Origin of the sequence: Paraplanobispora takensis (assembly GCF_016863195.1) — a bacterium.
Lineage (GTDB): Bacteria > Actinomycetota > Actinomycetes > Streptosporangiales > Streptosporangiaceae > Planobispora > Planobispora takensis.
The window spans coordinates 1-20,077 of record NZ_BOOK01000033.1 but is presented as its reverse complement, the minus strand read 5'-3'; the positions used below and the strand labels follow the sequence as shown (position 1 = coordinate 20,077).

Annotated in this window: 20 protein-coding genes; 12 read left to right on the top strand and 8 right to left on the bottom strand. The window is 70.0% G+C overall.

Going from position 1 to position 20,077, the window contains the following annotated elements:
- Positions 1-64 precede the first annotated feature (64 nt).
- From Pta02_RS22710 to Pta02_RS22695, 4 genes are all read right to left on the bottom strand, one after another.
- Entirely contained in the window at positions 65-1,408 is a 1,344-nt protein-coding gene (locus tag Pta02_RS22710; protein WP_203876923.1) for an HD-GYP domain-containing protein, read from the bottom strand.
- 194 nt (positions 1,409-1,602) lie between these two features.
- Positions 1,603-2,571, bottom strand: coding sequence for an NAD-dependent epimerase/dehydratase family protein (locus tag Pta02_RS22705; protein WP_307837492.1), 969 nt, complete (start codon positions 2,569-2,571; stop codon positions 1,603-1,605).
- Positions 2,572-2,605: 34 nt separating this feature from the next.
- Positions 2,606-2,872, bottom strand: coding sequence for a mycothiol system anti-sigma-R factor (gene rsrA, locus Pta02_RS22700; protein WP_203876922.1), 267 nt, complete (start codon positions 2,870-2,872; stop codon positions 2,606-2,608).
- Between the two features lie 67 nt (positions 2,873-2,939).
- Positions 2,940-3,545, bottom strand: a complete 606-nt coding sequence (locus Pta02_RS22695) for a sigma-70 family RNA polymerase sigma factor (RefSeq protein WP_203876921.1) — start codon at positions 3,543-3,545, stop codon at positions 2,940-2,942.
- 283 nt (positions 3,546-3,828) lie between these two features.
- Here Pta02_RS22695 and Pta02_RS22690 point away from each other — a divergent pair, with 283 nt between their 5' ends.
- The gene (locus Pta02_RS22690; RefSeq protein WP_203876920.1) at positions 3,829-4,599 is read left to right on the top strand and encodes a class I SAM-dependent methyltransferase; all 771 of its coding nucleotides are present in this window, start codon (positions 3,829-3,831) and stop codon (positions 4,597-4,599) included.
- Between the two features lie 15 nt (positions 4,600-4,614).
- On the opposite strand, the gene Pta02_RS22685 is transcribed toward Pta02_RS22690, so the two are convergent.
- A complete protein-coding gene (locus Pta02_RS22685; protein ID WP_203876919.1) occupies positions 4,615-4,947 on the bottom strand; it encodes a TraR/DksA family transcriptional regulator in 333 nt (110 codons plus the stop codon).
- 166 nt (positions 4,948-5,113) lie between these two features.
- On the bottom strand, positions 5,114-5,890 hold the full coding sequence (locus Pta02_RS22680) for an SOS response-associated peptidase (RefSeq protein ID WP_203876918.1): 777 nt from the start codon (positions 5,888-5,890) through the stop codon (positions 5,114-5,116).
- A gap of 112 nt (positions 5,891-6,002) precedes the next feature.
- Here Pta02_RS22680 and aroA point away from each other — a divergent pair, with 112 nt between their 5' ends.
- Positions 6,003-7,280, top strand: a complete 1,278-nt coding sequence (gene aroA, locus Pta02_RS22675) for a 3-phosphoshikimate 1-carboxyvinyltransferase (RefSeq protein WP_203876917.1) — start codon at positions 6,003-6,005, stop codon at positions 7,278-7,280.
- On the top strand, positions 7,277-8,329 hold the full coding sequence (gene rsgA, locus Pta02_RS22670; RefSeq protein ID WP_203876952.1) for a ribosome small subunit-dependent GTPase A: 1,053 nt from the start codon (positions 7,277-7,279) through the stop codon (positions 8,327-8,329). The genes aroA and rsgA overlap by 4 nt, the downstream gene beginning before the upstream one ends.
- A gap of 7 nt (positions 8,330-8,336) precedes the next feature.
- Here rsgA and Pta02_RS22665 read toward each other — a convergent pair whose 3' ends face one another.
- A complete protein-coding gene (locus Pta02_RS22665) occupies positions 8,337-8,780 on the bottom strand; it encodes a DUF4442 domain-containing protein (RefSeq protein WP_203876916.1) in 444 nt (147 codons plus the stop codon).
- A 141-nt stretch (positions 8,781-8,921) separates the two neighbouring features.
- Here Pta02_RS22665 and hisN point away from each other — a divergent pair, with 141 nt between their 5' ends.
- The 8 genes from hisN to Pta02_RS22625 all read left to right on the top strand — a co-directional run bounded on the left by hisN (position 8,922) and on the right by Pta02_RS22625 (position 18,283).
- Positions 8,922-9,725: a histidinol-phosphatase gene (gene hisN / locus Pta02_RS22660; protein ID WP_203876915.1), complete on the top strand. Its 804-nt coding sequence runs from the start codon at positions 8,922-8,924 to the stop codon at positions 9,723-9,725.
- A gap of 138 nt (positions 9,726-9,863) precedes the next feature.
- The gene (locus Pta02_RS22655) at positions 9,864-12,875 is read left to right on the top strand and encodes a hybrid sensor histidine kinase/response regulator (protein ID WP_203876914.1); all 3,012 of its coding nucleotides are present in this window, start codon (positions 9,864-9,866) and stop codon (positions 12,873-12,875) included.
- 337 nt (positions 12,876-13,212) lie between these two features.
- Complete coding sequence (locus Pta02_RS22650; protein ID WP_203876913.1) at positions 13,213-14,214, top strand: PstS family phosphate ABC transporter substrate-binding protein; 1,002 nt, start codon at positions 13,213-13,215, stop codon at positions 14,212-14,214.
- A complete protein-coding gene (gene pstC, locus Pta02_RS22645; RefSeq protein WP_203876912.1) occupies positions 14,214-15,155 on the top strand; it encodes a phosphate ABC transporter permease subunit PstC in 942 nt (313 codons plus the stop codon). The genes Pta02_RS22650 and pstC overlap by 1 nt, the downstream gene beginning before the upstream one ends.
- Positions 15,155-16,045 (top strand): phosphate ABC transporter permease PstA, encoded by an 891-nt coding sequence (gene pstA / locus Pta02_RS22640; protein WP_203876911.1) that lies wholly within the window; start codon positions 15,155-15,157, stop codon positions 16,043-16,045. The genes pstC and pstA overlap by 1 nt, the downstream gene beginning before the upstream one ends.
- Before the next feature lie 29 nt (positions 16,046-16,074).
- Positions 16,075-16,941: a phosphate ABC transporter ATP-binding protein PstB gene (gene pstB, locus Pta02_RS22635; RefSeq protein WP_203876951.1), complete on the top strand. Its 867-nt coding sequence runs from the start codon at positions 16,075-16,077 to the stop codon at positions 16,939-16,941.
- 53 nt (positions 16,942-16,994) lie between these two features.
- On the top strand, positions 16,995-17,711 hold the full coding sequence (locus Pta02_RS22630) for a response regulator transcription factor (RefSeq protein ID WP_203876910.1): 717 nt from the start codon (positions 16,995-16,997) through the stop codon (positions 17,709-17,711).
- Between the two features lie 383 nt (positions 17,712-18,094).
- Positions 18,095-18,283 carry a hypothetical protein gene (locus tag Pta02_RS22625; RefSeq protein ID WP_203876909.1) on the top strand — a complete coding sequence of 63 codons (189 nt, stop codon included), beginning with the start codon at positions 18,095-18,097 and terminating at the stop codon, positions 18,281-18,283.
- A gap of 202 nt (positions 18,284-18,485) precedes the next feature.
- Here Pta02_RS22625 and Pta02_RS22620 read toward each other — a convergent pair whose 3' ends face one another.
- Positions 18,486-19,373, bottom strand: a complete 888-nt coding sequence (locus Pta02_RS22620) for a phenylalanine 4-monooxygenase (RefSeq protein WP_203876908.1) — start codon at positions 19,371-19,373, stop codon at positions 18,486-18,488.
- A gap of 120 nt (positions 19,374-19,493) precedes the next feature.
- On the opposite strand from Pta02_RS22620, the gene Pta02_RS22615 reads away from it, so the two are divergent.
- Positions 19,494-19,976, top strand: a complete 483-nt coding sequence (locus Pta02_RS22615; protein WP_203876907.1) for an Lrp/AsnC family transcriptional regulator — start codon at positions 19,494-19,496, stop codon at positions 19,974-19,976.
- Positions 19,977-20,077 lie beyond the last annotated feature (101 nt).

The window sequence follows — 20,077 nt, the reverse complement described above, 5'->3', positions numbered from 1 at the left end:
CGGCTCACCGCTCCGCGCTCCCGGGTCGCGTTCGCCTTCTCACTCGCTGCGCTCGCTCGGCGGCTCACCGCTCCGACACCACCTGGATGGGCATGGTCGGGTCGTCATGGTCCTTGGTGGTGGTCTCCGCGGCGTCCTCCGGGGGTGGGGTGACCTTGCGGGTGGGCTGCCAGCCGTCGCGGTCGAGGGCCTTGACGAAGGCGCCGACCATGACCGGGTCGAACTGGGTGCCCGCGCCCTTGCGCAGCTCGGCGGTGGCGATCTCGACCGAGCGGGCGTTGCGGTAGGAGCGGTCGGAGGTCATCGCGTCGAAGGCGTCGGCCACCGCGATGATCCGCGCGAACTCCGGGATCTCGTCGCCGGCCAGCCCCATCGGGTAGCCCTTGCCGTCCTGCCGCTCGTGGTGGTGCATGATCCCGGCGAAGGCCTCGTCGAGGAAGTCGATGCCGCGCACGATCTCCAGCCCGCGCATCGGGTGGAGCTGGATGGCCGCGAACTCCTCCTCGGTCAGCGGTCCCTCCTTCTGCAGCACCTTCGTCGGCACGCCCAGCTTGCCGACGTCGTGCAGCATGCCCGCGTAGCGGATCGCCCGCAGCCGCTCCGGGCCCATCCCGATCTCCTCGGCGATCATGCCGGAGGCCAGGGAGACACGCGTGCAGTGGCCGCGGGTGTAGTAGTCCTTGGTCTCCACAGCCTGGCAGAGCGCGGCGATCGTGGCGTCGTAGGAGCGCTGCTGGGCGAGGTACTGGCCGAAGCCCCAGCGGGCCACGAACAGCGGGATCAGCACCAGCACCGCGGAGATCGAGTTGACCGTCGCCCAGAGCCCGGCGATCAGCAGCCCGAACGTGGCGTATCCGAGATAGGAGACCAGGAACTGGGCCAGCCCGCGCAGCGGCACCTGGTCGGCCTGGCCGCTCAGGATCAGGATGAACGCGATCAGGATGAAGTTCAGCGGCACGAACACCGCCGCCGCCCCGGCGTAGGGCAGGATCAGGTCGTTGAACCCGGCGATGTCCGGGACGTCGGTCTTACCGCCCAGATGCTGGTAGACCATGCCGGCGACGTAGCCGCAGACGGCGAACTGGGCGCCGTTGAACAGCCGCTTGACCGGCGGAAGTCCCGGGTGCACGCTGAGCGCCGCCGTCATGCCGACCAGTGCCGCGCCCTCCGGCCCGACGAGCACCACCGCGGCCAGCGCCGCCGAGAAGCTGACCGACACCGCGGCCCGCTTGACGCTGAGCAGCGTCGGCATCGACTCGCACACCAGGAACAGCAGGGCCAGCACCAGCAGCGTGGGCCAGTCGAGCGGTGCGAGGCGACCGCCTGCCACGCTGTGCCCGAACAGCCCGGCAGCGGCTCCGATGACGACGACGAGGTAAGCCTTGGCAGGCCATGGCAGTCCACGCAATACGGCCACCTAGGGGTCCTAAGGGCGCGTGCTCATGTCCAGAAGATCCCCGAGTGCTCCCGGTCGACCGTTTCCTGCGACATGCGCTGCCTCCACGGTGATGTCGCAACTCAGGCTACAGAAACGCGGCCCACCCGGGAGGACAGAATGATAATCGCAAGCAAAGCGTAACCATACAAGCACGATGAGTGTGGCTATCGGGTGGCGGAACGCGCCCTCGCCCACTCGACGGTGGCCTTCAGCCCGGTGGCCAGCTCGGTGCGCGGCCGCCAGCCCAGCGCCTCGAACGCGGGAGCCGGGTCGACGGCCATCGCCGGCAGGTCCCCCAGACGGGCCGGGGCGGTGCCGGGCCGGTCGGGCGCCCCGGCCGCCTCGGCGACGAGGGCGTGCAGCTGCCGGTCGGTCGTCTCCACCCCGGTGCCCAGGTTGAACCGGCCGCCGCCGCCCGCCTCCCCGCAGGCGCGGACGAAGCCGTCCACCACGTCCTCGACGAACACGTAGTCGCGGGTCTGGGCGCCCTCGCCGTACACCACGGTGGGCGTGCCGTTGAGCAGCCCGTCGGTGAAGATCGCCACCACCCCGGCCTCGCCGTCGGGAGACTGGCGCGGGCCGTAGACGTTGGAGAGCACGAGCGTGGTGTAGTCGATGCCGTACAGCGCCTTGAAGGTCGCCAGATAGGTCTCCCCGCTCAGCTTCGAGGCCGCGTACGGCGAGCGCGGGTCGGTGGCCGCGTCCCCGGGGACCGGGATGACCGCGGGCCTGCCGTACACCGCGACGGAGGAGGCGAAGACGACCTTGCGCGTGCCGCCGCGCTGGGCGGCGGTCAGCACCGAGGCGGTGCCCTCCACGTTGAGCCGGGCGTCGTGGACCGGGTCGGCCACGCTCTTGCGCACGCTGATCTGCGCGGCGAGGTGGCAGACGACCTCCGGCCGCCAGTCGGCCGCCAGCTCGGCCAGCGCGGGGTCGCGGATGTCCATCACCTGCAGGGTGAAGCGCGGGCTGTCCTCGGCGCGGGCGAGGTTCGCCCGGTCTCCGGAGGACAGGTCGTCCACGACCGTCACCTCGTGACCGTCCTCCAGCAACCGGTCCACCAGGTTGGACCCGATGAATCCGGCTCCTCCGGTGACGAGCACCCGCATGCCGACCCCCCGTTCGTATGGCATCGCCTTACGGGAGATCCTAGAAGGTCCCGGAAGCTCAGGTCGCCAGCTCGCCCCGGACCTGCTCGATGCGCCGCAGGACCTTCGCGCGCAGATCGTCGGGGACGGGGTCGCATCCGCAGTGCTTGGCCACCAGCTGCTTGACGACCTGCTCCAGGCCGTACTCCTTCAGGCAGGGGCTGCACTCGTCCAGGTGGTGCCGGACGTCGACGGAGTTGTCCTGGTCAAGCTCGCCGTCGAGGTAGGCGTAGACCTTGTCCAGGACCTCACGGCAGTCCGTGTCGTGCGGATCTCCACAGCTCATACGATCACCTCGCCCAGGAGCGCGGAACCCGTCGTCGCGGGCTCGCGGTGCATGTCGGCTCGCCCGTTCACTTGGCACCCTCCGCGGGGGTCAGACCACGCTCGCGGGCGTAGTCCTCCAGCTGCGTGCGCAGCTGCCGCCTACCGCGGTGGAGCCGCGACATCACGGTCCCGATGGGGGTTCCCATGATCTCCGCGATCTCCTTGTAGGGGAAGCCCTCGACGTCGGCGAGATAGACCGCGATGCGGAACTCCTCGGGAAGCGCGGCGAGCGCCTCCTTGACGTCGCTGTCGGGGAGGTGTTCGAGCGCCTCGATCTCCGCCGACTTCAGGCCGCCCGAGGTGTGCGACTCGGCCCTGGCGAGCTGCCAGTCCTCGATCTCCTCGGTGCCGGCCTGCTTGGGCTCCCGCTGCTTCTTGCGGTAGCTGTTGATGAAGGTGTTGGTGAGGATGCGGTAGAGCCAGGCCTTGAGGTTCGTGCCTTCCTGGAACTGGTGGAAGGACGCGAACGCCTTGGCGAAGGTCTCCTGGAGAAGGTCTTCGGCATCCGCGGGGTTCCGGGTCATCCGGAGCGCGGCGGAGTAGAGCTGCTCGAGATAGGGCATGACGTCCCGCTCGAACCGTGCACTCCTCTGCTCCAGAGTCTCTGCATCTGTCGCAGGAACCGGACCCACCCCCTTAGGATCTCCGGAGTCCTGCTGACGCGGGACACCGTACAGAGCGGAGGATACCCGCTCGGCGGGCAGGGACCGATCACCGGGGTGGGCGACGGGTTCGACTAACGCGAGCATTCGCTTGCCAACCTCCTGGAAGGATCGTTCGCTGTCCGTTGGCAACACCCGCGACCGGCTGTCTGTTCCCACAAGATAGAAGGTGACGAGCAGGCCGGTACGGGGAAAAAGATATGTACCGGCAGGTAGCAACAGACCACCGGAAACCCGACGCCAGGAGCCGCTTGTGCTGCCCATCCCGGCCGAAGAGCTGAACGGCTCAGGAACGCTCGGGCCGTACTGGACCTTTTACCGGGCGGTCGCCGCCGAGCAGCTGAGCCGATGGCTTCCCTCCGAACCGTCCACCATCCTGGACCTCTCGCGCGGCCACGGACGGTGGTCGGCGCAGGCGGCGCGCGGCGGGCACCGGGTGATCGAGATGATCGACTTCCGCAAGACGGTGGAGGACGGTCAGTCCCCGCTGCGCGACACCGGTCAGTCCCCGCTGCGCGACGCCGGCAAGACCCGCCGGGTCCGCGCCGACGACCTGCGTTTCCTGCCCGACGGCAGCGTGGACGCCGTGATGGCCGAGGACCGGTCCATGTCGCTGGAGCTCATGGCCGAGTCCGTGGTCGCCGACATCACCCGGGTGCTGCGTCCCGGCGGGCGGGCGCTGATCTGCGTCGACTCGCTGGTGCTGGGCATGGCGATCCTGGCCGAGCAGAACTACTGGGCGCATCTGCGCCAGACCACCGGCGAGGTCATGCTCGTGCCGTGGCCCGACGGCAGCATCACGCGCTGCTTCAGCTGCGGTCAGCTCCGCGAGCTGCTCACCGACGCCGGCCTGGAGGTCGAGTGGGTACGGCCCCGCACCGTGCTGTCCCCCTCGACGGTCGACCACGTGCTCGCCTCGGATCCCCGCGCGCTGAACTGGCTGGTCCGCACCGAGCTGGAGGCCCATCCCGACGACGACGACACCGTGGGCATCCACCTGGTCGCCAGCGCCCGGCGGCCGTAGCCTCCGGCCGGAGGGTCAGCGGCGCCGCTCCCTTCGCGACTGGCACTCCACGCACCGGGCGGCCTCGGGCCGCGCCTCCAGCCTGCCCTCGGGGACGGGTCTGCCGCAGTCGACGCACAGGCCGTACTGTCCCTCGTCGATCCGCTTGAGCGCCTCGACCACCGACCGGCGGTGCTGGACGGCCACATCGAGCATGGCCCGGTTGCGGTCGGCGTCGGTCAGGTCGGATCCCGCGTCGGCCGCCGACCTTTCCCGCTCGGCCACGGGGCCGCCGCTCAGGACCCCGATGGACCGGTCGAGCTCGGCCAGAATGCTCTCCAGGCGCATACGCGCGGTCGCGTCGTTCACGGATCCGCACCTCCGGGACGATGTGGGGGGCCTTCGGCGGGACTCCCCGGACGTCCCGTCGGGCATGGAAAGAGCGAGCTTTTGTGGCGTGACCTCCCGGAAGAGGTTCCGCTTTCCTCAGCGGATGCCCGCTCTGCGTGGTTTTTACACGGATTTTCGAGTCTTTTTAGAAGAGCGGCCGGTCCTCGCCCGCCCCCGCCGTCACCGGCGCGATGAGCTCCGGTCCGTTGTTGCGCACCGAGTTCACCGCCGTGGAGACGGGGCGCAGGGTCAGGCCGGTCGAGCCGGCCGGGACCAGGAACTCCCGGGCGTCGGCGACGCCGGGGTCGAGCCAGTCGGCCCACCGGTCGCGCTCGATCAGCATCGGCATGCGGTCGTGGACCTTGCCCGCCTCGTCGACGGCGGAGGTCGTGATGATCGTGCAGGTCACCAGCCAGGCCAGCGGGTCCTCCTCGGGCCGGCCCTTGTCACGCCAGAACTCGTACAGCCCCGCCATGGCCATGCCCCCGCCGTCGGCCGGGTGGATGAAGTAGGGCTGCTTCTTCGGCCTGCCCTTCGCCCCGGTCTCCTCCTGCACGGCCCACTCGTAGTAGCCGTCGGCCGGCAGCAGGCACCTGCGCTCGGCGAACGCCTTGCGGAAGGAGGGCTTCTCCGCCACGGTCTCCACCCGCGCATTGATCATCCTGGACCCGATCGAGGGGTCCTTCGCCCAGCCGGGAACCAGCCCCCACCGCATGACGCGGAGCTGGCGCACCGGCCTCGCCCCCGTCTCCGGCGTCTTCGGCTCCATCTTCGGCACCCTGCTGAGCACCGCGTAGACCCGCTTGGTCGGCGCGACGTTGTAGTCGGGCCCGAGATCCTCGTCAGGGGCTCCGTCGAGCTCGACCTCGAACTCCTCGATCAGCTCCTGCTTGGCGCGCGCAGACGCGTATCTTCCGCACATGTCCCCACTCTGCCACCTCCGAATACGGATGTCGTCTCTCATCCCGGACGGCCCGTCCACATCCCGGTCGGGCGCTTCCCGTACGGCGAGACGGTCTCGATAGGCTTCGGGCATGTCCGCTCCGCTGTGGCCCGCCCCTACCGCGACCGATCCCGTGCGCGCGACCGTCCCCCTGCCGGGCTCGAAGTCCGTGACCAACCGCGCGCTGCTGCTGGCCGCACTGGCCGACGGTCCCGGCACGGTACGGCTGGCGCTGCGCAGCCGCGACTCCGACCTGATGGCCGACGCCCTGCGCGCCCTCGGCGCCACGATGACCCCCTCCGGCGAGAGCGCCTCCAGCGTCGACTGGACGATCACCCCCGGGCCGGTCGCCGCCGGGGCGCACATCGACGTCGGGCTGGCCGGCACGGTCATGCGCTTCGTGCCCCCGATGGCCGCCCTGGCCGACGGCGAGGTGTCCTTCGACGGCGACCCGCACGCGCGCAAGCGCCCGATGGGCGTGATCCTGCGGGCCCTGCGCGCGCTGGGCGCCGAGGTGACGGGCGAGGCGCTGCCCTTCACCGTCCGCGGCCCGATCGCCGGAGGAGAGGTCACACTCGACGCCTCCGGCTCCTCCCAGTTCCTGTCGGGCCTGCTGCTGACCGCCGCCCGCTTCCCCAAGGGCGTGACGGTCCGGCACGACGGCCCGCCCGTGCCGTCGCAGCCGCACATCCGGATGACCGTCCAGATGCTCCGCGAGTTCGGCGTCCGGGTCGACGACTCCGAGCGCGACGTCTGGCGGGTCGAGCCGGGCCCCATCCGGGCCGGGGACTTCACCGTGGAGCCCGACCTGTCCAACGCGGCGCCGTTCCTGTCTGCCGCCATGGTCACCGGCGGCACGGTCGTCATCCCCGGCTGGCCGGCCGAGACCACCCAGCCCGGCGACCAGCTCCGGGAGCTGCTGTCCGCCATGGGCGCCTCCGTGGAGCGCACGCCCGAGGGGCTGTCGGTCACCGGCACCGGCCGGATCTCCGGCATCGAGGCCGACCTGCGCGACGTCGCCGAGCTGACCCCGACCATCGCCGCCCTGGCCGCCCTGGCCGACTCCCCCAGCCGGATCAGCGGTGTCGCCCACATCCGGGGGCACGAGACCGACCGGCTGGCCGCGCTGGTCAACGAGATCAACGGCCTCGGCGGCGACGCGAACGAGACCGAGGACGGCCTGGAGATCCGCCCGCGGCCGCTCACCGGCGGGGTGTTCCACTCCTACGCCGACCACCGCATGGCCACGGCCGGCGCGGTGATCGGCCTGGCCGTGCCCGGCGTCGAGGTGGAGGACATCGCCACCACGGGTAAGACCCTGCCGGAGTTCGCCTCGATGTGGGCGCGGATGTTGGGAGGAGACCGCTGAGGAAGCGGGAGTACGACGAGGACGACGTCAGGATCCGGCCGGGGAAGGGTTCCCGGCCGCGGACCCGCATCCGTCCGGCGCACGAGGAGGCCGTCGAGGGCTTCGTCGTGACCGTCGACCGCGGCCGCTACACCTGCCTGGTCGGCGCCGGGGAGGAGAGGGGGCGCCGCAGGAAGGACCGTGCGGCGGGCCGCCGCGTCGTCGTCGCGATGAAGGCGCGGGAGCTGGGCCGCAAGGGGATCGTGGTCGGCGACCGGGTGGCCCTGGTGGGCGACGTCTCCGGCAGGCCCGACACGCTGGCCCGGGTCGTACGCGTGGAGCCCCGGGTCTCGATGCTGCGCCGCTCCGCCGACGACACCGACGACACCGACGGCATCGAGCGCCCGGTGGTCGCCAACGCCGACCAGCTGGTGATCGTCACGGCCCTGGCCGACCCGCCGCCCCGGCCCCGTATGATCGACCGGATGCTCGTCGCGGCCTTCGACGCCGACATCGAGCCGCTGCTGTGCCTGACCAAGTCCGACCTGGCCTCACCGGAGGAGCTGGTCGCGCTCTACGCCCCCCTCGGCGTGCCGTACGTCGTGATCCGCAAGGGCGGCGACCTGGAGGAGCTGAGGCAGCGGCTGAAGGGCCGGATCAGCGTCCTGGTCGGGCACTCGGGGGTGGGCAAGTCGACCCTGGTCAACGCGCTGGTCCCGGACGCCAACCGGGCCGTCTCGCACGTCAACGCGGTCACCGGCCGGGGACGCCACACCTCCACCTCCGCCATCGCCCTGGAGTTGCCCGAGGGCGGCTGGATCATCGACACCCCGGGCGTGCGCAGCTTCGGCCTGGCCCACGTCTCGGTCGAGACCGTCCTGGCCGGCTTCCCCGACCTGGTCGAGGGCACGGTCGAGTGCCCGAAGGGCTGCACCCATCTGGGCGAGGAGTGCGCGCTGGACGCCTGGGCCGCCGCCGGCCACGCCGACCCGGCCCGCCTGGCCTCCCTGCGGCGCCTGCTCGCCAGCCGCGAGGGCGCCCCCGACGAGGACCGCCCCGCGGCTTCCTGACCGTCCCCTACCGGTTGGGGCGCAGAGTCCAGGCGACGGTCATCTGCGACACCGGCGTGCCGTCGGCGGTCTTGATGTCGACGGCGACGTCGAACTCGGGGCGCCCGCCGGCGTCCAGCGTGGCCACGACCTCCTCACGCGACGCCTGCAGGCGGGCCTCGGCGACGACCTCCCCCATCGCGAGCTTCACATAGCGGATCGCCGCGTTCGCGGCCAGCGGGGTCGCCCGCGACAGCTGGTCGCCGAAGGTCGCCAGCATCGCCGCGCCCGAGGCGGACTCGGCCAGGGTGAACAGCGCTCCGGCGTGCGGGCCGCCCACGTGGTTGTGCAGGTCGGCGCGGTCGGGCATGCGGCAGACCGCGAAGCCCGGCTCCACCTTCTCGAAGGAGATGTCCAGCGTCCGCGCGAACGGCACGCTCTGCAGCATGAAAGCACCCACGTCAAAGGTCATGCCCCAGATGCTACTCGCCAGTAACACAGCTTCCAACGGTGATCGCGGTCATTCCCGGCCGGCCTGCGGCCGGGACGCGATCCCCGCGGTTTGCCCATCGCTCTCCTATGACCGGCCGCTGACGCGATAGCGTTTCCCCCCGTGACCGGTTACAACGACGACCTCCGCCTCGCGCACGTCATGGCCGACGCCGCCGACGATCTGACCATGCGCCGGTTCAAGGCGGTGGACCTGCGCGTCGAGACCAAACCCGACCTCACCCCGGTCAGCGACGCCGACCGGGCCGTGGAGGAGTCGATCCGCGGGACCCTCCGCCGCGCCCGGCCCCGCGACGCCGTCATCGGCGAGGAGTTCGGCGAGACCGGCTACGGCGCGCGTTCGTGGATCATCGACCCGATCGACGGCACCAAGAACTACGTGCGCGGCGTCCCGGTGTGGGCCACCCTCATCGCGCTGATGGACCGCGGCCGCGTCGTCGTCGGCCTGGTCTCCGCCCCGGCACTGGGCCGCCGCTGGTGGGCCGCCCGCGCAACCGGCGCCTGGACCGGCAGGAGCCTGTCCAAGGCCACCCGCTGCCAGGTCTCCTCCGTCACCCGCCTGGAGGACGCCTCCTTCTCCTACTCCAGCCTCGGCGGCTGGGAGGAGGCCGGAAAGCTCGACAGCTTCCTCGACCTGAACCGGGCCGTCTGGCGCAGCCGCGCCTACGGCGACTTCTGGTCCCACATGATGGTGGCCGAGGGCTCGGTGGACCTGTCGGCCGAGCCCGAGCTCTCCCCCTGGGACATCGCGGCCCTGACCGTGATCGTCGAGGAGGCCGGCGGCATCTGGACCGACCTGTCCGGCGTGCCGGGGCTCGACGGGGGCAGCCTGATCTGCAGCAACGGCGCCCTGCACACCGAGGCCCTCAAGCGGCTCGGCGACGGCCCGCTGACCCTGCCCGTCTGAGGGGCCCATCCGAGGGGCCCATCCGAGGGGCCGCCTGAGGGCCCGCTCGCGGGCTCCGTACGCGCCGGGCTAGCGTAAAAAATGGACATACATCTATAAACTTCACAAAAGTCCCCCTAGTTGGGGAAAGACGCAGGAATGACGAGACGTCAGGCTCCAGCGTCGTCCGCGCGCCGGACACTCGGTTCCCGCCTCGGGCGCTTCGCCCCGCAGTGGACCGTGAGCCGGCTGCTCGCCCTCGGCTACGCGATCGCCTTCGGCGCGCTCACCCTGATCGGTGCCAGCGCCTTCCTGCGCATCGGCGTCCTGCTGCAGGAACGCGCCGCCGTCGAGCACTCCTACCAGGTCATCAACCTCACCAAAGACCTGAACAGCCTGCTCAAGGACACCGAGCGCAGCCAGCGCGGCTTCGTCCTCACCGGGGAGGAGCGCTATCTCGCCCCCTACAGACGCGCCCTGCCCGCCATCGACAGCGCCATCGACGAGCTGCGCCGGATGACCGCCGACAACCCCCGCCAGCAGGAGGCCGTCACCCGGCTGGAGGAGCCCGTCGACGACAAGCTCGCCGAACTGGCCGAGACGATCTGGCTCCGCCGCGACCAGGGGCTGGAGCAGGCCAGGAAGGTCGTCCTGACCGACCGCGGAGCCCGGAGCATGGCCGAGGCGGAGGCCCTGCTGACGGGGATGATCAGGGAGGAGGAGCGCCTGCTGGAGTCGCGCCAGCGCAGCAGCGACGAGAACGCCGCCGACACCCGCGACTTCATCCTGTGGGGGTCCCTGCTGGCGGCTCTGACGGTCGCCGCGGGCGCGTGGTGGGCCACCCGCAAGGTGACCGTCCCCCTGCAGCAGGTGGCGGCCGACGCCGCCCGGGTCACCTCCGGCGACCTCACGCCCCCCGCCCCGGTGGCGGGGCCGAAGGAAGTGGTCACCATGGCCAGGGCGGTGGAGGTCTCGGTGCAGACCATCGCGCGGGCCAGGGACGAGGCCATGGCCGCGAACGCGGCCAAGTCGGCCTTCCTGGCGACCATGAGCCACGAGATCCGCACCCCCATGAACGCCGTCATCGGGATGACCGACCTGCTCCTGGACACCTGCCTGGACACCGATCAGCGCGAGCTCGCCGAGACCGTCCGCGACAGCGGCGAGGCGCTGCTCGTCATCATCAACGACATCCTGGACTTCTCCAAGATCGAAGCCGGCGAGCTGGAGCTGGACCACCGGCCGTTCAACATCAGGGAGTGCCTGGAGAGCGCGCTCTCCCTGGTGGCCATCGGCGCCGCCGACAAGGGGCTCGAACTCGTCGGGGACTTCGAGCCGGGCAGCCCGGAGGTGTTGCGCGGCGACGTCACCCGGCTCCGGCAGGTGCTGGTGAACCTGCTCAGCAACGCCGTGAAGTTCACCGCGGAGGGCGAGGTCGTGGCGACCATGAGCGCCCGCCCGCTGTCCGACCGCCAGGACGGCCCCGTCCGCCTCCAGGTGGCCGTCAGGGACACCGGGATCGGCATCCCCGCCGACCGCATGGACCGGCTGTTCCGCTCGTTCAGCCAGGTGGACTCCTCCACCACCCGGCTGTACGGCGGCACCGGCCTCGGCCTGGCGATCAGCCGAAGGCTCGCCCGCGCCATGGGCGGTGACCTGGAGGTCGCCAGCGAGGTCGGCGCCGGGTCCACCTTCACGATGACCGCGGTGCTGGAGGGCTGCGACACCTGCGAGCTTCCCCGGCCCGCGGCCGAGACCGCCACGGTGGCGCTCACCGGCAGGTCCGCGCTGATCGTCGACGACAACGCCACCAACCGGCGCGTCCTCGGCCTGCAGCTCACCGGCTGGGGGATGACGTGCGTCGACGTCGGCGCGCCGGTCAGGGCCGTCGAGCTGGTCGCCTCCGGCAACACCTACGACGTGGCCATCCTGGACATGCACATGCCGGAGATGGACGGCGAGCAGCTCGCCGGCATCCTGCGCCGCCTGCCCGGGGGCCAGAACATGCCCATCGTGCTGCTGACGAGCGTGCAGTGGCGCCTGGGACCCGGCCGGGACGCGCTGTTCGACGCCGTGCTCACCAAGCCGGTCCGCAGCGCCGTCCTGCGGGAGAAGCTGGCGACGGTGATGGCCGGCAAGGAGTCCGGGCCCCGGGAGAACGGCGCCCGGCCGGAGCGGGGAGGGGAGGACGACCGCCCGGAGCGGGCGCGGAGAGGGGACGACCGGCGGGTGACGCCGGCACCCCGGCGCGGCCGGTCGGACGTCCCGGACCGGACCGCCGGACACGGCGTCCTGCGGATCCTCCTCGCCGAGGACAACCCGGTCAACCAGCGGGTCGCCCAGCTCACCCTGGCCAAGTCCGGACACCGCGTGGACATGGTCTCCAACGGCGCGGAAGCGGTCGAGGCGGTACGGCGGACGCCGTACGACGTGATCCTCATGGACATGCACATGCCGGTGATGGACGGGCTGGAGGCGACGCGGCAGATCCGCGACGAGCCGCTGGCGGCGCAGCCGTACATCGTCGCGCTGACCGCCAGCGTCCTGGACCAGGACCGGGAGGCCTGCCGCGAGGCCGGGATGAACGACTATCTCGCCAAACCGGTGCGCGCTCCCGACCTGAACGCGATCCTGGAGAAACTGACGCGCGGGCCGGGAGGGGGAACGCCGCCGCCCGCACCGGAGCAGGAGCGGACGCCGCAGCGGAGACCGGAGCCGGCAGCGGAACAGGCGCAAGCACCGCAGCGGAGACCGGAGCCGCGGCGACACGGTGCCGACGCGACCTCCGGCACCGGCGCGACCTCCTCACGCGAGGCCGGCATCCGCGACCGCCTGGACGAACTCGCCGGGCCGGACGCCGTGGACGAGGAACGCGCCATCGTCGGCCGCATCATCACCTCGTTCCGGGAACACGTCCCCGATCTCGCCGACGGCATCAGGAACGCCGTCCGCCGCGGCGACGCCACGGAGGTGGAACGCCGCGCGCACACCCTGCGGGGCACGGCCGCCAACCTCGGCGCCACGGCGCTGGCGGCCCTGTGCGAGGAACTGGAGCGCCAGGGGGAGACCGGCGACCTGACGGCCGCGGCGGAGACGGCCGGACGGGTGCTGCGGGAGCTCGAACTGGTACGTGAGGTCCTCGGCCCCGTGTCCGCCGATCTCGGAGGGTGAACATCCGCCCCGCCGCCGAGCGACGGAGGACCCCCTGTCCGGCGACCGGTGGGTGAACGGCGCACCCGCCCGCGAGGCGCAGGGGTCCCCTCTCCCCCGCGACCGGGTCCCGGACGTTCCGCGCGACCCCCCGGAGGGGGGATCCGCACCCCCCTCTGTCACGTTCCAGACACGCGAAGCCGCATGTGACAGCGGTGATCATGCCATTCGGCGCGGCATTCACACGAACATGCCCACTCTTCCGGCTCCGGTCATGGCTTGTTTCATTTCCGTTCACTTTGGCCCGATTGCATCGGGGTCATCGAGAACGGATCTCACGACGGAGAAGGAACATACCGTGACCAGTGGACAGCGCCGCCTCAGCGCGGTTGCGACGGCCGCGCTCGTCGTCTCGCTCGCGGCGGCCTGCGGCGGCGACGCCAAGCCCGGCAGCAGTGAAAGCACCTCCTCTGCCGCCGCCTCCGCCGGGTCCGAAGGCGGTCAGCTGAGCGGCGAGATCAAGGTGGACGGCTCCAGCACCGTCGCCCCCCTCACCCAGGCCGCGGCCGAGCTGTTCGGCGAGGAGCAGGCGCAGGTGAAGATCCCGGTCGGGACCTCCGGAACCGGTGGCGGTTTCGAGAAGTTCTGCGCCGGCGAGACCGACATCTCCGACGCCTCCCGCCCGATCAAGGACGAGGAGAAGGCGGCCTGCGAGGCCAAGGGCATCAAGTTCACCGAGCTCACGGTGGCCACCGACGCCCTGACCGTGGTGGTCCCCAAGGAGAACGACTGGGCCACCTGCCTGACCACCGACCAGCTCAAGAAGATGTGGGAGCCGGCGGCCGAGGGCAAGGTCAAGACCTGGAAGGACGTCGACGCCAAGTTCCCCGCCGAGGAGCTCAAGCTCTACGGCCCGGGCACCGACTCCGGCACCTTCGACTACTTCACCGACGAGATCAACGGTGAGGAGGGCGCGAGCCGCAAGGACTACAGCCCCTCCGAGAACGACAACGACATCGTCACCGGTGTCGCGGGCGCCAAGGGCGGCCTGGGCTACTTCGGCTTCACCTACTTCGAGGAGAACGCCGACAAGCTGAAGGCCGTCGAGATCGACTCCGGCAGCGGCTGCACCGCCCCGAGCGTCGAGGCGGCCCAGGGCGGCAAGTACACCCCGCTCGCCCGCCCGCTGTTCGTCTACGTGTCGGCCACCGCGGCCAAGCGGCCCGAGGTCGGGGCCTTCCTCGACTACTACGCGACCAACATCAACGCCATCGCCAAGGACGCGAAGTTCATCCCGCTCAACTCCGAGCAGGAGGCCAAGCTCAAGGCTGACATCACGACCCTGAAGAGCCAGGGCTGATGTCGGCACAGCACCTCAAGACCGCGTCAGGGGCCTCCCGGTCCCTGGCGCGGTCGCGCCCGCGTTACGGAGAGTTCGCCGTCAAGGCGGTTCTCCTGCTCGCCGCCATGGTGTCGATCGCCACCACGGTCGGCATCGTCGCGGCCCTGCTGGAGCCGACGATCGAGTTCTTCGGCGAGGTCAGCTTCGGTGAGTTCTTCGGCTCCACCACCTGGGGACCGCTGTTCAACCCGCCGGCGTTCGGCGTGTGGCCGGTCATCGTGGCGACCGTCGAGATCACCCTGATCGCGATCGTGGTCGCCGTGCCGCTCGGCCTGGCCGCCGCGATCTACCTGTCGGAGTACGCCACACCGCGCATCCGCAAGATCTTCAAGCCGGTGCTGGAGGTCCTGGCGGGCGTGCCCACCGTGGTCTTCGGCTTCTTCGCCCTCACCTTCGTCACCCCGGTGCTGCAGGACGTCTTCCCGTTCCTGGAACTGGAGGCCAAGAACGCCCTCAGCGCCGGCCTCCTGGTCGGTGTGATGATCATCCCGATCGTCGCGTCGCTGTCGGAGGACTCGATGGCCGCGGTCCCCAACGGCCTGCGCGAGGGCTCCTACGCGCTGGGCGCCTCCAAGATGCTGACCTCGGTGCGGGTGGTCGTCCCGGCGGCCTTCTCCGGCATCGTCGCCGCCATCATCCTGGCGATCTCCCGGGCCGCGGGCGAGACGATGATCGTCGCGATCGCGGGCGGCTTCAAGTCCGTGTTCACGCTCTACCCGGGTGACGAGATGGCCACCATGGCGGCCTTCATCGCCCAGGCGGGCTCCGGCGACGCGTCGGTCGGCTCGACCGCCTACAAGACCATCTTCGCGGTCGGCTCGCTCCTGTTCATCATGACCTTCGCCATGAACTACGTCAGCGCCCGCATGGTCCAGAAGTATCGCGAGGTCTACGACTGATGGCCATCCTGTCCACACCCCGCTCCGCCGTACAGCTCGCGAGCAGGGGACGCCCGCTCAAGGAACACCTGTTCCGCATCGCGCTGCTGGCCAGCCTGGCGATCGCGCTCGTCTTCCTCACCCTGCTGATCGTCTACGTGGTCGAGGAGGGCTGGCCCCGGCTCGACTCCACCCTGTGGGAGAACCAGCCCTCGATCCGCCGCCCGGAGACCGCCGGCATCCAGTCCGGCATCTTCGGCACCCTGTGGATCATCGGTCTGACCGCGCTCATGGCGCTGCCCACCGGGATCCTGGCCGCGATCTACCTCGAGGAGTACGCGGACAAGACCAAGTGGTACAACCGGCTGCTGGAGCTGAACATCTCCAACCTCGCCGCGGTGCCCTCGATCGTCTACGGCATCCTCGGCCTGGGCATCATCGCCCGCTGGATGGCGTTCGGCTTCACCATCATGACCGGCGCGATCACCATCTCGCTGCTCGTGCTGCCCATCGTGATCATCTCCGCCAGGGAGGCCATCCGCGCGGTGCCCCCGTCGATCCGCGAGGGCTCGCTGGCGCTGGGGGCGACCCAGTGGCAGACGATCTACCGCCAGGTGCTCCCGGCCTCGATCCCCGGCATCGCGACCGGCTCGATCCTGGCCCTCTCCCGTGCGATCGGCGAGGCCGCGCCCTTCCTGATGCTCGGCGCCGCGACGCTGGTCCGGTTCAACCCGGAGGGCGTCTGGAGCAGCTTCAGCGTGCTGCCGCTGCAGATCTACAGCTTCATCAGCCGCCCCCAGGAGGAGTTCGCCGTCCTCGCCGCGGCGGCGATCGTGGTCCTGCTGGCGATCCTGCTGCTGATGAACTCCGTCGCCATCTGGCTCCGTAACCGCTACCAGAAGCGCTGGTGAGGAACGCAATGACCGACCCCCGCAATCTCATGCCGACGACCACCGGAACGGCTCAGATTGGACTTTCCGTGCCGAACGTAACCGTGCGCGGTCCCGAAGTGCCCCGCAACATCGAAGCCCTCGACCCGGTCTTCACCGTCTCCGGTCTCAGCGTCTTCTACGGCGACTACGAGGCGGTGCGGGGGGTCGACATGACCATCGGCAACCGTGAGATCACGGCCATGATCGGCCCGTCGGGTTGCGGCAAGAGCACCGTGCTGCGCTGCTTCAACCGGATGAACGACCTCATTCCCGGCGCCCGCGCGGCCGGCAAGATCCTCTACCACGACGAGGACCTGTACGGCGACCACGTCGACCCGATCGAGGTCCGCCGCCGGATCGGCATGGTCTTCCAGAAGCCCAATCCCTTCCCCAAGTCGATCTACGACAACATCGCCTACGGCCCCCGGGTCAACGGCCTGAAGGGGAAGATGGACGACATCGTCGAGGAGGCGCTCACCAAGGCCGCCCTGTGGGACGAGGTCAAGGACAAGATCAAGCAGAACGCCCTGTCCCTGTCCGGCGGCCAGCAGCAGCGTCTGTGCATCGCCCGGGCGATCGCGGTGAAGCCCGACGTGATCCTGATGGACGAGCCCTGCTCGGCCCTGGACCCGATCGCGACCACCAAGATCGAGGACCTGATGCAGGAGCTGTCGCGTGACTACACGATCGTCATCGTCACGCACAACATGCAGCAGGCCGCCCGCGTCTCCGACCGCACCGCCTTCTTCACCGCCGAGGTGGACTCGGCCGGGGTACGGCACGGCCGCCTGGTGGAGTTCGACGAGACCAGCCGCATCTTCACCAACCCGAGCGACAAGCGAACCGAGGACTACATCACCGGCCGTTTCGGCTGAGGCCGAGGTTTCCGTCCTCACGAACCCCACACATTCCTACTTGGAGGATCCGGGTGATCCAGCCGCAGACGGCACCCGAAGTGGACGGGGAAACACGGACGGCGCCCAGGCTGCTGGTCGCCGATCCGGAATCCACCCTGGTCGAGGAGCTCGCTGTGATCCTCGAACGCGAGGGGGTGGAGGTCATGGGCGTCGGCGACGGCGCCCAGGCCCTGTTGCAGGCCGGGGCGCTGCAGCCTGACGTCGTGCTCGTCAGCGCCTCTCTGCCGGTCATCGGCGCCGTGGAGTTCATCCGCGCCGTACGGCTGACGCGTGCGGTGCCCGTCCTGCTCGGGGTGGGCGAGGGCCACGCCGAGCAGGCCGTCCAGGCCCTCTCCGCCGGGGCCACCGCCTGCGTGGCCCGGCCGTACCGGGTGCCCGAGCTCCTGCCTCTCGTGCAGGCCGCGATCGCCGGCGACTCGGGGGCTCGCCGGACGCTCGTGGTCGGCAACGTCGAGCTCGACGTCAACGCCTACCAGGTCAAGGTGGACGGCCGGGTCGTCCACCTCCCGCTGCGCGAGTTCGAACTGCTGCACTATCTGATGCGCAACGCGCACCGCACGGTCACCCGCGAGCAGATCATGCGCAACGTGTGGAACTCCACCGGCACCGCCTCGACCAACACGATCGCGGTGCACGTCAAGCGCCTGCGCGCCCGTCTCGGCGACAGCGACGACCGGCTCATCCAGACCGTGCGCGGCGTCGGATATCGCCTGGTGGGCTCCTCCTGACGAGGTCGTCTCCGGCCGGGCCCCGCAGGGCTCCGGCCGGTCAAGGTTTCCGATGGCCCCGGTCGGCTCTCCTCAGCCGGCCGGGGCCGCTCCATGGAACGGCGAACGAGAATCCGCACATGAAATCCGGTGAAAAGGATCTCGTTAATACGGCGAAAGAGTCACACGGCACACCATTGCCGGAAGCATTGGATCACCGGCGACGAATGGGACTTCATCCCCAAAGGAGCGCCACGAGCCTTTGACCGAAACCTGGCCTGACTGCGTTGAATCGACGGCCCCGGATACGACATTGTTATTCGCGACAACGAGCAGTCAGCCGATTACGGCTAACAGCTGGAGTCTCCAGAAGTTCCCCGTTTCGTTTCCATGGAGGAAGCATCATGATCCGTCGTATTCTCGCCGGCGTCGCCATCGCAGGTTTCCTTGGTGCCGCGGGCATGGCCACCGCCGCCGCCGCCTCGGCCAACGACTGGGAGAAGTCCGGCACCACCTACGTCGAGAACCACGAGAACAACGTGCTGAACGACCTCATCGACCTCGCCCTCCTTGGCTTCATCGAGAACGACTGACACGTCTCTCCAAGGAACGGCGACACGCGTTCCGGCACATTGCCGAACTGCGTCGTCTGGGAACCGATTCGCGCAGGTGCTTTTCCGGTGAATAGGAATGGGCACAGCACGAATCGGCCATGAGGCAAAAAGAAGCCCCTGGCGTGAGTTTTGGTCGGCCGACGACTCGCACGCCAGGGGCTTCTTGCTGTTCCTGTACTCCTCAGGCCGAATCTGCCATTACCCGGAAAATCCCCTCATCGTCGCAGGTCTCCCAGAAGCTTCCGACCACGTCCTCCAGGTGCTCAAGCGAATCCGCCCGGAACAGCACATCCTGGTATTTCGTGATGTCGTACTGGGTGGTGCCCATCGCGACGATGTCCAGCGGACGGATGTCCATCCCCCGGAACTCCTCGATCTCCCCGTAGGAGGACAGGATGCCGGCGCCGTACGCCCGCAGCTCCCCCTGGTCGGTCATCACGCCGAACTCCAGCGTGAACCAGAAGATCTTGGAGATGAACTCCAGCGCCTCCTCGCTCTCCACCCGCCGTGCCGCGTCCCCCGCCAGCCGGTAGAGACGCGCGTAACGGTCGGAGGCCAGGGCGTTGGCGTGCCCGACCACCTCGTGGATGACGTCCGGCTCGGGAGTGTAGAGCGGCGTGGAGTGGTGACGGATGTACTGCGTCGAGTAGAAGAGCCCGTCGGCCAGGACCCCGTAGAAGTCGCGCAGCGGCACCAGGCCGGCCGCGGGGAGATACCGGAAGCCGGTCAGGGGCTCCAGCAGGTCGCCGACCTCCTGCAGCTGCGGGATGCGCTCGGCGGGCAGCCCGAGACGCTCGGCCGCCTGCTGGTACTCCACGGTCGCGTACTTGTGGTGCTTGACCGCCAGCTCCCGGCTGACGATGGCCCACACCTCGTGTTCCTGTTCGGTGTACTCGGCCTTCGGAATCGGCGTGCCGGGCACGTACCCGACGGCGAGGGCCGCGATGGCGTTGCGGCGCGCCCGGTAGACGGGGTCGGCGAAACCGGGGTGGCTCGCAGCGAGCTCGACCTCGACCGTGCCGTCGTCACGGGTCGCCACCGGCGCGAAGTACTGTGCTTCCTCGAACATGTATGAGATGACAGCAATTTCCCGTTTCCCTGGCAAGAGCGGGCAGTTCGGCTGGGCGAATCGCCCATGACCGTACGGTCGCGCCTGTTCCTGACTGGTCGAATCGCCTAGTCTGAGGGCGTGCCCGTCGACGAGCTGGACAGCCGCCTCCTGGTGACCATGCGCGCCCACCCGCGCATCGGCCTGACCGAACTCGCCCGCCTGCTCGGGGTGGCCCGCGGCACCGTGCAGGCTCGCGTCGAGAAACTCACCGCCCGGGGCGTCATCGCCGACTTCGGCCCGACCGTCACCCCCGAGGGCGTCGGCTATCCGATCCTGGCCTTCGTCTCCCTGCAGATCGCCCAGGGCCGGCTGGCCGAGGCCGTCCAGGCCCTGGAGGCGCTCCCGGAGATCCTGGAGGTGTACGGCACCAGCGGACAGGCCGACCTGCTCTGCCGCGTGGTGGCCCGCAGCACCCCCGATCTCCAGGAGATCATCGCCCGCATCCTCACCTCCCCGGCCGTCCAGCGAACCGACACGACGATCGCCCTGTCCGTCCAGGTCCCCTACCGGATCGAGCCCCTCCTGCGCGCCGCCCCGGACCGGGGAGATCCGAGCCGGTGAAACCTGGAGGAGTGAGACCCGAACCGATGAGAAAGGGGCCGTCCCCGCCCGGGACGACCCCTCGAACCTTCCCCCCGGAAATGTACGAACCCCCGGAAACG

Bases quoted from the DNA above. Each gene is read 5' to 3' on its own strand.
- Pta02_RS22705 (WP_307837492.1), bottom strand. From the start codon at position 2,571: ATGCCATACGAACGGGGGGTCGGCATGCGGGTGCTCGTCACCGGAGGA.
- rsrA (WP_203876922.1), bottom strand. From the start codon at position 2,872: ATGAGCTGTGGAGATCCGCACGACACGGACTGCCGTGAGGTCCTGGAC.
- Pta02_RS22680 (WP_203876918.1), bottom strand. From the start codon at position 5,890: ATGTGCGGAAGATACGCGTCTGCGCGCGCCAAGCAGGAGCTGATCGAG.
- aroA (WP_203876917.1), top strand. From the start codon at position 6,003: ATGTCCGCTCCGCTGTGGCCCGCCCCTACCGCGACCGATCCCGTGCGC.
- Pta02_RS22665 (WP_203876916.1), bottom strand. From the start codon at position 8,780: ATGACCTTTGACGTGGGTGCTTTCATGCTGCAGAGCGTGCCGTTCGCG.
- Pta02_RS22655 (WP_203876914.1), top strand. From the start codon at position 9,864: ATGACGAGACGTCAGGCTCCAGCGTCGTCCGCGCGCCGGACACTCGGT.
- pstC (WP_203876912.1), top strand. From the start codon at position 14,214: ATGTCGGCACAGCACCTCAAGACCGCGTCAGGGGCCTCCCGGTCCCTG.
- pstA (WP_203876911.1), top strand. From the start codon at position 15,155: ATGGCCATCCTGTCCACACCCCGCTCCGCCGTACAGCTCGCGAGCAGG.
- pstB (WP_203876951.1), top strand. From the start codon at position 16,075: ATGCCGACGACCACCGGAACGGCTCAGATTGGACTTTCCGTGCCGAAC.
- Pta02_RS22625 (WP_203876909.1), top strand. From the start codon at position 18,095: ATGATCCGTCGTATTCTCGCCGGCGTCGCCATCGCAGGTTTCCTTGGT.
- Pta02_RS22620 (WP_203876908.1), bottom strand. From the start codon at position 19,373: ATGTTCGAGGAAGCACAGTACTTCGCGCCGGTGGCGACCCGTGACGAC.